Raw genomic sequence first — 12,898 nt, 5'->3', positions numbered from 1 at the left:
TAGTTCACCGCCTTTAACTCAATTATATCATCAGTTTTACGTGATAGATATACAGAGTTTAACAAGTGGCTGTAACCACTTGTTATCTATTACTTATAATACTAAATAAACCTTATTTAATAAAAATATTTTATTATTTTTCATCTATCTAACTATTAATTCTTTAACGTTTTTTCTATTTTGCATACTGCATTCCGTAACATATATCGACATTATTCATACAGTATTATTGTAAGTTACTTCTTAGTAGCTTACATAAAATATGTAAACTATCTAGTAAAAATTGGAGGCATAATAGCCATGGAAATAGAAAATAAATCAAACTTAACAAATCAATTAATAGAATTGGATGGGATTTTATTTGATTTACCATACAATGTAAATGATATAAATATTGAATCAAAATCTTTTGAAAATAAAACAGAGTTCACTTTAAAAAATAAATATACAGGCGAAATATTAGCTGTTTTTGGTTCTGAAACACTAAATATAGAGGAAAATATATACTTTGAAAAAACAAAAAGTATAGGTACTAGAGCATCTAAAAACTTATATTATAATTTTCATGCAGGTCCATGTAGCGTTAGATTAAATCAGCCAATTACAATTTCAACATCTGGTTCTTTTAGATGGATATCTGGGGCTGGTAAAGCAACATTAAATCAAGTTAATGGTGGAGATTGGAAACTTTCTGGTACTAGTCTTCAAAACAATTGGAAGGGTAGTGACCTATCCGCCATAAAAGTAGATGCTATGACTACATTTACGGTAAATACTTCAAGTGTTATTACAGGAAGCTTTAGTAAAGCTAGTTTAGCAAAAGCTGGATTTAAAGTACAACTATCATCATCTCAAAGTGGAGTTAATTATTATATAGCAAGGTTCACACCTACAGCAAGGTTTGGATTTACATGGGATGTTCAGAGCCAAAAATATACTGTTATGGGTGTAAAAAAGTAGTTAAAATAATACAGATCAAAATCAAAAACTCTATAAAAAATTTATAGAATTTTTAAAGAGTTCTCTAATTGAGAACTCTTTTTAATTCATTTAAAAACTTAGTGTTAATATAATTTTTTACTAATCAAGAATTTTTTTTTATATATATTCTCGTAGCTTTTATAATCAAAATACACACATATAAGTTTAATAATTTCATTCCAAAATACGCTAACTGATTTATAAGTACTATAGGTTGCTCTAAAATATTCATTTAATACACTCCTTTTTTAATTACAGTTACCTTTATTTATTATGACCTATTAAATATATATCACTATTTATTTGTATCAAAACGACTAATGTATAAATTTTATTTTAATAAATTAGATAAATATAATTTTAGTGATAATAGAAATAAATCACTTACATCAATTCAAATAATAGAATCTATTGTGCATTCTTATAATCAATATCATATAATAGTTTTGGCTTTTCACATATAAAAGAGTCTGACTTTTCTTTTAGGGCTGTATATTTAGCTAAGTTATACACTCTTTCCATATAAAACCAATCATGTCCGCTTCCTTCACCATATAATTTGTTTTTTACAAATTCCTTAGTTTTTTCTATTATTATAGCTTTATTCATTTCATTAACCTTTGTTTATTGTTGTTTCATTATGATCTTATATGTATTATTTATATGCTCAATCATTTCTTCAAGGGGGGACAACTAAATATGTGTAAAACTGTTGTACCAATGGATTTAAATTTAAATGGCTGATTTTTACACGCATCATAGCCGTAAACGATAATGATATTATATCGTCAGTTAATATATGTATTCAATTAATCACCAATGCATATCCATCTCTTTTTTATGCTTTATATCCTCTTTTTCCTCAATTTTATACTCAACAATCTTATTCTCTAAAGTTCCTTTAAAAAACTTATATGAGCTAGCCTTAATAGTTTCCACATCATCTCTATCTAAAGTGATCATAACAGCATCATCAAAAGCTCTTTCCATATATTCATTCTTGAAATCTATATCTTTGAAATCTTTTTTAAAACTTCTCAAAGTTCCTTTTGTAAATAATGTTTCATCAGGAACAAAAGGCTCAAACTCAAATCCTTTTGGATCATTTATATTTTCTATTGAAGTACTATCGTTAGGTTTAAGAATTGTTTCTTCTTTATCATCAATAATAATGTTCTCACTAGTAACTGCAACTTCTTCAATTACTTTACTTAATATTTCTTTTGTAGTATCATCCTTAGTAAAATACTTCCTTTTGTCTAAATCTTTTACGATAAAGTCAATAGAATCAACCTTTCTACCTACTTTATTCTCTTTAAAATCTATCTCAAAATATCCAGTATTATTAAGCTCGGTTACGGCAGGAACTATAACTCTTCTTTTAAAGTCCTTAAAATTAGGATACTTATCTTCTATCTGAAAATACATCTTTAAATCATATACTTTATAACTAATAATATTTTTTGTTCCACTCCACATCCTAAGTAGATCATAAAACCTTTGAGCATAAGTATTTTTTAAGCCTAACCAAGTTTGTAATGTAATAGGAGTATATCCATCTATATACTGCATTAAAAGATTATATACTCTCTCTGGAACTTCAATTTTAAAAGAATCTGATTTATTATTATATACATATCCCATTAAAAATACATATGAGCCCCAGTTTATAGACCCATCTTCTAAATTTTCTTTAAAATATATAGATTTTTTCTTTATATCATCTAATACTTTTGTAACTCCCTTTACAGTTGAATTTGTCCTATTTTTAAATATATTAGAAAAATCCTCTCTCTTTATAGTGCAAGATAATCCATTTTTATTCTTTTGAATATTATATAATATATAAACAAATAACCTATTCTCATCAAGTGTTAAGTTATATTTAGCAGTTATAAAAGCATTATTTTTAACTAGCATTTTATTATCCATAAACTCACCTCTAAGAGAGCTTAACATATTTAATTTATTAGGACAACTATTTTTATTAGTCCTAATAAATCAATATTAATCTGTCCTAATTGAGTATTAATTAGTCCCATTTAAATATTAATCTGTCCCAATAACGTATTAATTAGTCCCATTTTGGTATTAATCTGTCCCATTTAAGCTTTTCAACATAAGTATTTTCAAGGGGTTGGAATATGCCTAAATACTATTAAATACTATAAATACTTTTATAAATACTAAGTAAAGACTAGTAAAGGTGTTTTTTCTGCTCTTTTCTGTCCTATTTTAAATCAAAAAATTCATTATCAAAAAGTTATCTTTATAATTAGCTAATTTTTTTTAAAATAAAATTAGCTAAAACAAATTAAAAATATTAATTCATTGATTATTACATTTAAGTATACGAAAAAAGCCTGTATTTTAGCTTGTACAGGCTTTTATCTTTATTCATTAATATTTATATTAAAAGCAAAACGTTTAAGTTCTAAACTACTTAATTTCACCGATAATCCAATTATCTTTTATATAGTGTTTTTAATGCTATTAAAGTCATTTTGTCATAAGATCCTTCCTAAATGTCATAGTTAGCTTCCCATTTGTCATATTTAACAAGTTCAATACAAGTCATACCAACACTTACAGATATGGATAAATACTATAAATACTCGTAAAAGTGTTTTTTCTGCTCTTTTCTGTCCTATTTAAATCAAAAATTTTATTATCAAAAAGTTACCTTTATAATTAAATCATTTTTTAATAGTATTAAATTTCTAATTTTTTCGATTTACAATATCAATAATACTATTTATTACAATTATTAAAATTAATGATATTACAAATATGAATAAATTTAAGAGAAATACATTGCTAACTGTGTTTTTAATTAAATTTTTTACTATTATAATTATAATTAAATACATTAAAATATTTTTAATTTTATCCATTTTTATAAATATAACTCCTTATACTCTTTATTATTTATACTTATCTATAAATTCAACAAATGCTTTACTTATAATATCATGCTTATTTAAATGCTTATATTTATCTTTGCATAAATCAGAGAAATCATCCCATATGTCTTTATCTACACGAATAGTAGTTTTTATAGCCTCTGATTTTTCAAAGTCTATTTGAAGTCCACTTTTAACTTCTATGACATCTATAGGACAATTGTCCTCCACATTTTCAAAATTATTTATAACATACATAAGCTTATCATAATTATTTACTATATTAAGAAGCTTATTCTGTATCTCAAAACTTTCTAACAGCTGTCCTCCATATGGAGGACAACTATCCTTAATACTTGAAATAACAGCCTTTGAATCTTTTGTCGTACAATTGTCCTCCAATTGTATTATAAATTTCCCATCTATTTTTTCATATCCATATTTTTTCATTAATCTATCTAAAGTATCAACCCTTGTATATCCAAATTCAACTGCAATTTCTTTTCTAGAGAATCCTTTTTCTTGCAGCTCCATTATATGTTTTATTTTCTTCTCAGAACTCCAATCTTTCTTATTATCCAAAATATCACCTCCAAACAATAATGGAGGACAATTGTCCTCCATATTATTATACTATTAAATATGCTTATTTTTATAATTATTTAACTTTTACAAATTAACATAACTATTATAAGTACATAGCTTTTTATAATTAATATAAATAAAATGGATAAATAAGAAATTATTTTTCGTTTTTTCAAGCTCTTAAAATTCACGTCTAAGTGACTTAAAGTATTTGGTTTTGATTTTAAATTTTTCACGTTTAAGTGAATATATTTTTATTTAATTTCACTAAAACGTGAATTTATAAAAGGATTTCTTAATTTTTATAGAAGTTATAAAACATAATATGGATTAAAAAGTACGTTTACGTGAATAATAAAAATATATTTAACTATGAGGTGATATTTTATGGCTAAGGGGAGCTTTGAGGGTCTATATACCTTTATGGAAGTTTCTAAAATTTATGGAATGGATGATTCTTCTTTAAGAAAACAGGTTGCACGTGATAAGTTTGTTATTGATGAAGATATAAAAAAGATGGGTAGGACCTGGATTATAACTGAACAAGCTATGGTTAAAAACTTTGGAACTTTAAAGTTTGAAGAATATAAAAATAAAGAATCAAAAAAGAAAAAGGTTAATGCTCAAAATATTAAACAAAAGACTACGGGATCCAGAAAAAAAGTTGATAGTATGAATGCTAAAGAGGAAAAAGTTAAAGATAGTTGGGTTCAAGGTGATATTAAAGGTATAGAGATAGAAAGTTTTAGTTTTAATACGAATAATGAATAAATACAAAAGCCTGTACAAGCTAAAATACAGGCTATTTTCATATGCTTAAATGTATTAAATACTCTAATAGTATTTTAAAATTATTTTTGCCAATTTTATTTTTTAAAAATTGTGCGTTTATATCTTTTCTTCCCATAAAAATCCCTCCCAATTCTATAATTAAATTATACATATCTTGTAAGTAAATTTGTTATTAAGTGGTAAGGAGGTATTTTATGAGAAAATTAATTATTGATTTAGGACATGGAGACACAGATCCAGGAGCAATCGGACCTAATAAAACAAATGAATCTGATGTCGTTTTAGCTATAGGAAAAGAACTTAATGAATTATTGAAAGGTTGTAACCTTGAAATTAAATTTACAAGGCTATCAGATAAATATCTTTCACTTCAAGAAAGATCCAAGATAGCAAATGATTTTAAAGCAGATTATTTTTTATCAATTTGAGCAACGTGTTGGCGAAACATTTCATATTAATTCAGCTAGTGATAAAACAGTAAGAGGTGTTGAAGTTTGGCAGTATTCAAATAAAAATGAGAAGTTAAATAAATTCTCTAATGACTTATGTAATGATATTTCAAAGATTTTCAATATTAGAAATAGAGGTTTAAAATTAAGTAAAGATCTTTCAGTTTTAAGAAATACGACAATGCCAGCTGCTTTAATTGAAGTTGATTTTATTTCAAATTCTCAGGCGGAAAAAGATTTAAATGTTGATTCTAATATTAAGTCTGTAGCTATAGCTATTAAAGATAATTTAGTGAAATTATTAGATTTGCAAACAACTACTACTGATATATTTTATAGAGTTTGTATTGGTGCTTATAGAGATAAAAATAATGCTTTTAATCAAGTTAAATTAGCTAAGGATAAAGGTTTTAAAGATGCATATATAATCTAAACTTGAGTGTACACGAAAACATCTGTTTTAGTGTACATTTATTTAAAATTATATAATATAATTGATAATAATAAAAAAGGGGGGAGTATAAATGAATTTTCCAACATTAGAAACGAGTAGATTATATTTAAGAGAAATCACTGATGATGATGCAAGTGATATATTTGAATATTTATCAGATGATACAGTTACTAAATATTTAGGAAAAGAGTCATTAACTAATGTAGATGGTGCATATGAAATAATTAATAAAATTAAGATTAATTATAATGAACGAAGAGGTATAAGATGGGGAATAATACATAAGGAAAGTCGAAAACTAATAGGTACTATAGGGTATGATGTATTGCAAGTAAAAAATAAAAGAGCAGATGTAGGATATGATATTAACTCAAATTATTGGAGACAAGGATTTGCAACAGAGGCTATCAATGAAGTTATAAATTGGGGATTTATTAAATTTGATTTAAATAGAATCGGTTCAGTTGTATTTCCTGATAATATAGCATCTTTAAATTTACTTAAAAAAATTGGATTTACAAAAGAAGGATTATTAAGAGAATATATTATACAAAATAATATGGAAAGAGATACTGTAGTTCTATCCTTATTAAAAAAAGAATACTTAGCAAAGGTGAATAAAACAGTATAGTTGTAAATAAAAATATTTGTTCAGAAAAACATATCTTTTCATGTTAATATCAAACTATAAAAGTAATAAATCCTAATATATTGAAGTTATACCAATGCCTGTACATGAAATAAATTATATATTTTCCTGTACAGTTTTATTTTGTATATTTCTGATTTATATAATTATTCTTTAAAAGCTATTAAACACTAGCATTGGATAGCGGAGCAATGGTTTTATCCAATGCAAAGTAACAAAAATAAAGCTATATTACCGACACCAGGTAAGATAGCCTTATTTTTGTATATAGGAGAAATAAATTATAAAAACTTATGTAGTAAGTTATAAAAAATGTGGAGGTCGATTATTTATTTATGAAAAAATGCACTAAAAAAATAAAAAACACAGGGCATTGGGCTTAGGGCAGTGAATGGCTATCCTCAAAAGCTACGAGCATATATGAACGGATAATATACGTAGCAGACTTGATATGAAATATGATGTTTGCGAAGTATTTTAGTAGTGAATAATTTGAGTGTGTTGAGGATTAGTCAAAGGGGCATGTCCGATAGGACCTATACTTGAATTAACTATAAATCTTTTTATAAATCAGTTCCTTTAAATCACTTTAAAATCTATTTATCTGATGGTTTTGAGTTAGCGATTGTAGTGAAAATCCTTTTGAGCGGTCTTTGCTCAAAAGATTGCAACGTAAAGCGCGATGGCGATAGCCAAACTCCATAAGTATTAAAAGTGTATATATTACTGTAATAACTAACTATATCTAGTTAAGTTTAATAACCCTAATAGTCAATACTTCAAATATTAAAGGAGTTGATTATTTGGAAAAGATAAAATCAAAATACAGTAAAAATTCGTTTCATTCATGGCGCCAACAACTCCGTCCGTTGCTTAAAAAAGAATCTTTTGTAAATGTTGATTTTGATATAGGATTTGGTATTTCTTCATTGTTGATTCTTACAATGCTTATTTTATATTCTAAATAAATGTATTTTAGTCTGGCATCGCAGTTTGCAGCGCTTTTTGCTGCAATCTGTGAGGTCAGACTAGACCCCAAAGTTTTTGGCCCCAACATATAAATAAAGAGAGTTAAGGTAGGAATGGTTTTTGCTCCTACTTTAACTCTCTTCCTATATTTATTTTAAACTTCTACTCCAGATTTATCAAAATGTATATTCTACCCAATTCTCAATATTAGCAATAGAATTAGTTATCAAATTAATTATTAAACATGCAACCATATTATCAACTCCTCCTAAATAACAAGCAACGCCCAATCCTACTATATTAACTGAAATAACTGCTATAAGGTTATCTAAAATCACTCTATTACTATGATGAGATGCACCAGCATTTTCAATTGGGAATCGAGTACAATATACATTTTCAAGTATTATATCACATGAGTATTTATTATGATATAATAAATATCACAATTATAACTTTAGGATGGTCGCTATGAATAAAATTGAAAAAATTAATTTGATAAATGATATATGTTCATCATATAAAGTTAAGGAAGATGTATTTAGTTCTACGAAATGCTTAACTTATATAGATGAATTTGAACAAAAGCTCGGTGGCACTAAAAGAGCTACTAGTCTAGTTAGCCTAACATCTCTTATGAGTCACTATATAAACAATATAGAAAAAAATTGGTTAACTGATATACGTATTAAATACAGATTTAAAATGGGTGAACCTATTCATTTTACTAATGTTAGAAAAATTGCACAGGAAGTTACTTTTACTAATAAACAGGGTGAGAAGGAAGTATGTTTAGGATGGAATGATGATTATATTTCCTATAGAGCAGATAGTTTAATTGACTATGATAGTAAAACATTTAAACCAAATGTTAAATCTAAAAATCAAAAAGAATTTGTTGAAGAGTACAAGGTATGGAAATTATTTCGTAAAGAAGATGATTTAGGCTTTGGTTCTTTAGATGTAGAGAAATTAAAAAGTTTCTATGAAGATATATTTTCAGTAGTAAAAAATGCTAACTTTGATATACTTTGTACAACTATATTGTATGATACAGCTGCACCTCATCGAAAAAGATTTATCTCTGACCAAGTTAAATCACCATACACAATAGCATTTGGTGAGCATTTAGACTTACTTTGTTTTTATTTAAAAAACGGTTTCTATACTGATGAGGAATTTAAAACTACAGCTAAAAAGCCATCTCATAGTTTTAGTACTAAGCTTAGATGGGATGGCGATGATGGATTCAATCCTAGAAGTGATTATAGATTATTATTTAATAAGGTTATATCACTTGGAACTACTCATTATCAATCTGAAACTGTTAGAAAATGTTTGGATGAAATTAGATTTGTTAATAAATCTGAAATTGGATATTATGATGATATTGCAAATCAAACTATAGTTAGCCATATAGGATGTGATATTGCTGATTTCATTACTTATTTTGTAGGAAAGCATGCAATTAAGGATGAAATACTTAAAGCTTATTCAAATGAAGGTCTTTCTCCTGATGATTGTGAAAAAAAGTTTATTGATAGCATAACTTTTAAAATCGGTGATAGAGTATTTTCTCCTTACGAAGAAATCTTAAAGGATAAGATTTTAAAAACAGATTTATATACTTCTATTCAAATTTTTAATGAATGTCACTATAATCTATGGTAAAAAATATTGACATGCTTAATTAATTGATGATATACTTCAGTTAGGTGGAGGATAGCGAGTGCATCTGTACCATCGAACCTCGTAGGTATTGTCCTAGCGAGTTTTTTTTTACAAAATTAGTATATTTTTTAATATAATTGCATATATTTATCTTAGGTGGAGGATAGCGAGTGCATCTGTACCATCGAACCTCGTAGATGATGTTTACGAGCTAATTAGATAATTAAATCCAAGGCTAAAGCCTTGGATTTTTTATTATTAAGACTAAATATTTAAAGGCCTACCGAGCACAAAACCGAAAAAAGTCACCAAACATTTACAAAAGTATTGAAATTACTAGTTTTATAATTTTTAGCTATAGTCCCCCTAAACTATAGCTTTTTTATTTGCCTTAAATATTAATTATTGTTGCTACATTATTATCTTATGAGTTTTATTTAGATGCTCAATCATTTCTTCAATACTTAAATCACTAACCTTGCACTTATATACAACACTTTCTTTATGTCCACATAAACTATATTCATATAACTTAACAACAAATAACTCCTCTTCCATAAGTAATTTTAATCCCATTTCACTTGTAATCTCAATCTCTTTTATTATCATAAAGGGGTAGAGTCAGGATTTCGTGGAAAATACACGTTAAGCAAAATTAGACTAATATTTGCAAGAGATAGTTCTAAAAAGTGCACTTAAAAATACAATTAATATGATTTATGAAAAAATAATCTTTTATTTCTTTTAAATTTCAACGTAAATAAGCCGTCAACCTAATAATATCTCTTTATATATATTAGGCTGACGGCTATGATGTTAGATGTATTATTAACTAATATACAAAGGGTCAGTTCTCTTTATTGATTATTTTGAAATAACTGATTGTCTCAATTTTTTAAATTCTGTTTTAAGTGAAGCCTCGTCCGCCTGATCATTTAGACTTTTTTGCCATGCAATATAATATTGTCCAATCTCATCACCGTATTTTGCCCAATCTTCTTCACTAATTTTTATATACACACTTTGTCCTACTTTTGCCTGTTGTTCTTGTGTAGCATCTTCTACACTAGTGCTATCAATGATTTGAATCACTTCATTTGATAGAGTTAATCCTTTTGCTGCGTTATTCCATTCTCCTTTTATACCTATTAATACTCCACTAACCACAAGTAGCAAGGAGATAGCTAAAAGTATGAATCCTTTCTTTACATTCCCTTTTTTAAAATATAAATATCCAAATAAAATCCATATTGCAATAATAAATAATATCGTTCCTACGACTGCTATAGCTGTTCCAAATTTCAACATATTACTCCTTCAAATTATTCTTTATTTTTTTATTTTTTTCGATAAATTAGTTCTTCTTATTTCTTAAAAATGCTACAAGGTCATATACAATTTCTAAATAAGAAGATATTTCTTCCTCTGAATTTATACAAAAACACTCCAACATTTTATCTCCATTTATAAATAATTCTCTGCCATAACCTCTTATATCTATACTATTTTCATGTATTTCCTCAAGTGGTATGTAAATATACTTTTTTTCTTTAGCTAGAAAACTTATAATTCTTTGATTTGTTAAAATTAATTGTATTTCTGACTTTTCTGGTCTTTTATGTATATACGAATGTATAAATATGATTTCCTCTGATGGTTCAAATTCTAGTTCTTCTTTAACAAATCTATATGTATTTTTCTCTCTTTCATTATCCATATTACCATCTATTAAAATAAATGGTTCCCATCCGTATACTTTTTTATATACCTTCATCATCTTTCTAGTTCTTTCTGAAATCGATAGTATATGTCTAAGAATATTTTCCCCTGCTTCTACTAAGTTTTCATCTTTATAAAATAGTACCTTCTTTAAAGGTGTATCTTTGTCATTAAATAAAAAGTCCACCATTACTAAAATATCTTCGATATCTGCAAATATTTCAGTGTTCTGCCCCTCTAAGTCCTTCCATTCATTAAAATCCAATTTACCCATTATAAAGTCTAAAACTAGTTCCTCCCAAGAAGAATAATTTTCACTTATTTTTTTACCTAGGATATTTATTTTTTCTTTTGCTAATGATAAATCGATATAACCAGTTGTATATGCATCTTGCGTTATTCCTGCCATTCTTACAATATCCCACGCATGTGTTAACCCACCATCTGCAAATTTACCAAAGGTAACTTCATAAGAATCTTTGTCCACTATATCATATCCTATTTGTAGAGCTTCTTTTAATGCAGGTATAATCTGCTTATCCCAACTTAATTCCGGACTACTACTATACAGCAGATTGAAATAGTTTTTTTCTAAAAACTCGTCCCTGTTTTCATTAGTGAGTTTCATATTCAAAAACACAGATGGATTTTTAAATAGGGCATTAGAACATATTGCTTTCCTATCTAAGTCATCACTAAAAATATACTTTTCTACTTTTCGTATATTCTCTACTTGTTTTTTCTTTAGAAAATTAAATACCATTTATTTCCTCCTTTTTAAATTAATGAAAACAATTATAACATATTTATCCTTAAGTATAAAAGTTTTAGCGTATTTTATTTATTTTGAGAGTATATTAAAATATCCCAGTAAGGCGAATTAGGTGGAACACAGAGATAGGTGTAAAAATCGGAAGTATAATTTTTATAATCATTGCAATACCTAAAGTCCAGTTTCAAAAAGTAGGATTTTTGAAAGAGTCATTTTATTACACTTTTTGCACTTCAAAACATCAACATTTTTACATTTGAAATATTTCGATTAAGTAGTATACTTATTGAAATAGAAAGACATCAGTAATGAGAGACATCATGAGGAAATTCTTTTATGCAAGAATAAGTACTAAAGACCCCATAGCTTTTGACCCCAACATATAAATAAAGATAGTTAAGATAGGAGCGGTCTTTTGCTCCTATTTTAACTATCATCCTAATTAAAGTAAATATGACTTACATAAGGTTTATTTTTTCACATATCTCAGCTCATACAAAAATAGAGAAACTACACGCCTATTCAGATGTTTAGCTTCTCTATTTTGTAGGATTAATTAGAATTGAGAAGATCTATGCATTCATTTAGTCCATCTTCTATAGATTCCTCTATTATTAAACCTTTAAAATAACAACTTACAACTTTGTTTAAAGTCGCTACATATTCTAATCTTTCTTCATAGCTTGGTAAATTTTTTATATCATAAAAAAGATTTTCACATAAGAATATACTTAGTATATATTCATGAATATGATTAATACTACTTGAAATACGTCTATCAATTACATTAAATCTATTTTGATTTAAATCATATTTGGTTATTTCAATTATAGCTTCGCATAACTGTATAAACTTATCTTTTCTAAAGTCCCATTTCTCATGTAAAAAATATAAAAAACTATCATTATCAGCTATACTATTAGCCTCTAACAATTTTATGTATTTTGACATATA

Annotated in this window: 15 protein-coding genes; 7 read left to right on the top strand and 8 right to left on the bottom strand. The window is 26.5% G+C overall.

Annotated elements, in window-relative coordinates:
• The first annotated feature begins 300 nt into the window (after positions 1–300).
• Entirely contained in the window at positions 301–960 is a 660-nt protein-coding gene (locus tag NWE74_RS18915; protein WP_258244613.1) for a hypothetical protein, read from the top strand.
• Positions 961–1,084: 124 nt separating this feature from the next.
• Here the strand turns inward: NWE74_RS18915 and NWE74_RS18910 are convergent, their stop codons facing one another.
• From NWE74_RS18910 to NWE74_RS18895, 4 genes are all read right to left on the bottom strand, one after another.
• A complete protein-coding gene (locus tag NWE74_RS18910; protein ID WP_258244612.1) occupies positions 1,085–1,213 on the bottom strand; it encodes a hypothetical protein in 129 nt (42 codons plus the stop codon).
• A 176-nt stretch (positions 1,214–1,389) separates the two neighbouring features.
• Positions 1,390–1,590: a hypothetical protein gene (locus NWE74_RS18905; protein ID WP_258244611.1), complete on the bottom strand. Its 201-nt coding sequence runs from the start codon at positions 1,588–1,590 to the stop codon at positions 1,390–1,392.
• A gap of 204 nt (positions 1,591–1,794) precedes the next feature.
• Complete coding sequence (locus tag NWE74_RS18900) at positions 1,795–2,913, bottom strand: replication initiation protein (RefSeq protein ID WP_258244610.1); 1,119 nt, start codon at positions 2,911–2,913, stop codon at positions 1,795–1,797.
• 992 nt (positions 2,914–3,905) lie between these two features.
• Positions 3,906–4,466, bottom strand: coding sequence for a hypothetical protein (locus NWE74_RS18895; protein WP_258244609.1), 561 nt, complete (start codon positions 4,464–4,466; stop codon positions 3,906–3,908).
• A gap of 390 nt (positions 4,467–4,856) precedes the next feature.
• Between NWE74_RS18895 and NWE74_RS18890 the strand changes: the two genes are divergently transcribed.
• The 6 genes from NWE74_RS18890 (at position 4,857) to NWE74_RS18865 (ending at position 9,453) form a co-directional block, all read left to right on the top strand.
• The gene (locus tag NWE74_RS18890; protein WP_258244608.1) at positions 4,857–5,240 is read left to right on the top strand and encodes a helix-turn-helix domain-containing protein; all 384 of its coding nucleotides are present in this window, start codon (positions 4,857–4,859) and stop codon (positions 5,238–5,240) included.
• A 215-nt stretch (positions 5,241–5,455) separates the two neighbouring features.
• Entirely contained in the window at positions 5,456–5,689 is a 234-nt protein-coding gene (locus NWE74_RS18885) for an N-acetylmuramoyl-L-alanine amidase family protein (protein WP_258244607.1), read from the top strand.
• The gene (locus NWE74_RS18880) at positions 5,655–6,143 is read left to right on the top strand and encodes an N-acetylmuramoyl-L-alanine amidase (protein ID WP_258244606.1); all 489 of its coding nucleotides are present in this window, start codon (positions 5,655–5,657) and stop codon (positions 6,141–6,143) included. Before NWE74_RS18885 ends, NWE74_RS18880 begins: the two co-directional genes overlap by 35 nt.
• Positions 6,144–6,234: 91 nt before the next feature.
• A complete protein-coding gene (locus NWE74_RS18875) occupies positions 6,235–6,795 on the top strand; it encodes a GNAT family N-acetyltransferase (protein ID WP_258244605.1) in 561 nt (186 codons plus the stop codon).
• Between the two features lie 821 nt (positions 6,796–7,616).
• The gene (locus NWE74_RS18870) at positions 7,617–7,781 is read left to right on the top strand and encodes a hypothetical protein (protein ID WP_258244604.1); all 165 of its coding nucleotides are present in this window, start codon (positions 7,617–7,619) and stop codon (positions 7,779–7,781) included.
• Between the two features lie 472 nt (positions 7,782–8,253).
• Positions 8,254–9,453, top strand: a complete 1,200-nt coding sequence (locus NWE74_RS18865; protein ID WP_258244603.1) for a hypothetical protein — start codon at positions 8,254–8,256, stop codon at positions 9,451–9,453.
• 411 nt (positions 9,454–9,864) lie between these two features.
• Here NWE74_RS18865 and NWE74_RS18860 read toward each other — a convergent pair whose 3' ends face one another.
• From NWE74_RS18860 to NWE74_RS18845, 4 genes are all read right to left on the bottom strand, one after another.
• A complete protein-coding gene (locus NWE74_RS18860; protein WP_258244602.1) occupies positions 9,865–10,029 on the bottom strand; it encodes a hypothetical protein in 165 nt (54 codons plus the stop codon).
• Between the two features lie 288 nt (positions 10,030–10,317).
• Complete coding sequence (locus NWE74_RS18855; RefSeq protein ID WP_258244601.1) at positions 10,318–10,761, bottom strand: hypothetical protein; 444 nt, start codon at positions 10,759–10,761, stop codon at positions 10,318–10,320.
• Positions 10,762–10,807: 46 nt separating this feature from the next.
• On the bottom strand, positions 10,808–11,935 hold the full coding sequence (locus tag NWE74_RS18850; protein WP_258244600.1) for a DUF1266 domain-containing protein: 1,128 nt from the start codon (positions 11,933–11,935) through the stop codon (positions 10,808–10,810).
• Positions 11,936–12,496: 561 nt separating this feature from the next.
• On the bottom strand, positions 12,497–12,895 hold the full coding sequence (locus NWE74_RS18845; protein ID WP_258244599.1) for a hypothetical protein: 399 nt from the start codon (positions 12,893–12,895) through the stop codon (positions 12,497–12,499).
• Between the last annotated feature and the right edge of the window lie 3 nt (positions 12,896–12,898).

The sequence above is a fragment of the Romboutsia lituseburensis genome (assembly GCF_024723825.1).
In the GTDB taxonomy this organism is placed as follows: Bacteria; Bacillota; Clostridia; order Peptostreptococcales; family Peptostreptococcaceae; genus Romboutsia_F; species Romboutsia_F lituseburensis_A.
This window is presented reverse-complemented; position numbering and strand designations above follow the sequence as displayed.

Excerpts from the sequence above, each read along its gene's own strand:
- NWE74_RS18865 (WP_258244603.1), top strand. The coding sequence starts at position 8,254 with ATGAATAAAATTGAAAAAATTAATTTGATAAATGATATATGTTCATCA.
- NWE74_RS18915 (WP_258244613.1), top strand. The coding sequence starts at position 301 with ATGGAAATAGAAAATAAATCAAACTTAACAAATCAATTAATAGAATTG.
- NWE74_RS18880 (WP_258244606.1), top strand. The coding sequence starts at position 5,655 with ATGATTTTAAAGCAGATTATTTTTTATCAATTTGAGCAACGTGTTGGC.
- NWE74_RS18890 (WP_258244608.1), top strand. The coding sequence starts at position 4,857 with ATGGCTAAGGGGAGCTTTGAGGGTCTATATACCTTTATGGAAGTTTCT.
- NWE74_RS18900 (WP_258244610.1), bottom strand. The coding sequence starts at position 2,913 with ATGGATAATAAAATGCTAGTTAAAAATAATGCTTTTATAACTGCTAAA.
- NWE74_RS18855 (WP_258244601.1), bottom strand. The coding sequence starts at position 10,761 with ATGTTGAAATTTGGAACAGCTATAGCAGTCGTAGGAACGATATTATTT.
- NWE74_RS18875 (WP_258244605.1), top strand. The coding sequence starts at position 6,235 with ATGAATTTTCCAACATTAGAAACGAGTAGATTATATTTAAGAGAAATC.
- NWE74_RS18905 (WP_258244611.1), bottom strand. The coding sequence starts at position 1,590 with ATGAATAAAGCTATAATAATAGAAAAAACTAAGGAATTTGTAAAAAAC.
- NWE74_RS18885 (WP_258244607.1), top strand. The coding sequence starts at position 5,456 with ATGAGAAAATTAATTATTGATTTAGGACATGGAGACACAGATCCAGGA.
- NWE74_RS18845 (WP_258244599.1), bottom strand. The coding sequence starts at position 12,895 with ATGTCAAAATACATAAAATTGTTAGAGGCTAATAGTATAGCTGATAAT.
- NWE74_RS18850 (WP_258244600.1), bottom strand. The coding sequence starts at position 11,935 with ATGGTATTTAATTTTCTAAAGAAAAAACAAGTAGAGAATATACGAAAA.
- NWE74_RS18860 (WP_258244602.1), bottom strand. The coding sequence starts at position 10,029 with ATGGGATTAAAATTACTTATGGAAGAGGAGTTATTTGTTGTTAAGTTA.
- NWE74_RS18910 (WP_258244612.1), bottom strand. The coding sequence starts at position 1,213 with ATGAATATTTTAGAGCAACCTATAGTACTTATAAATCAGTTAGCGTAT.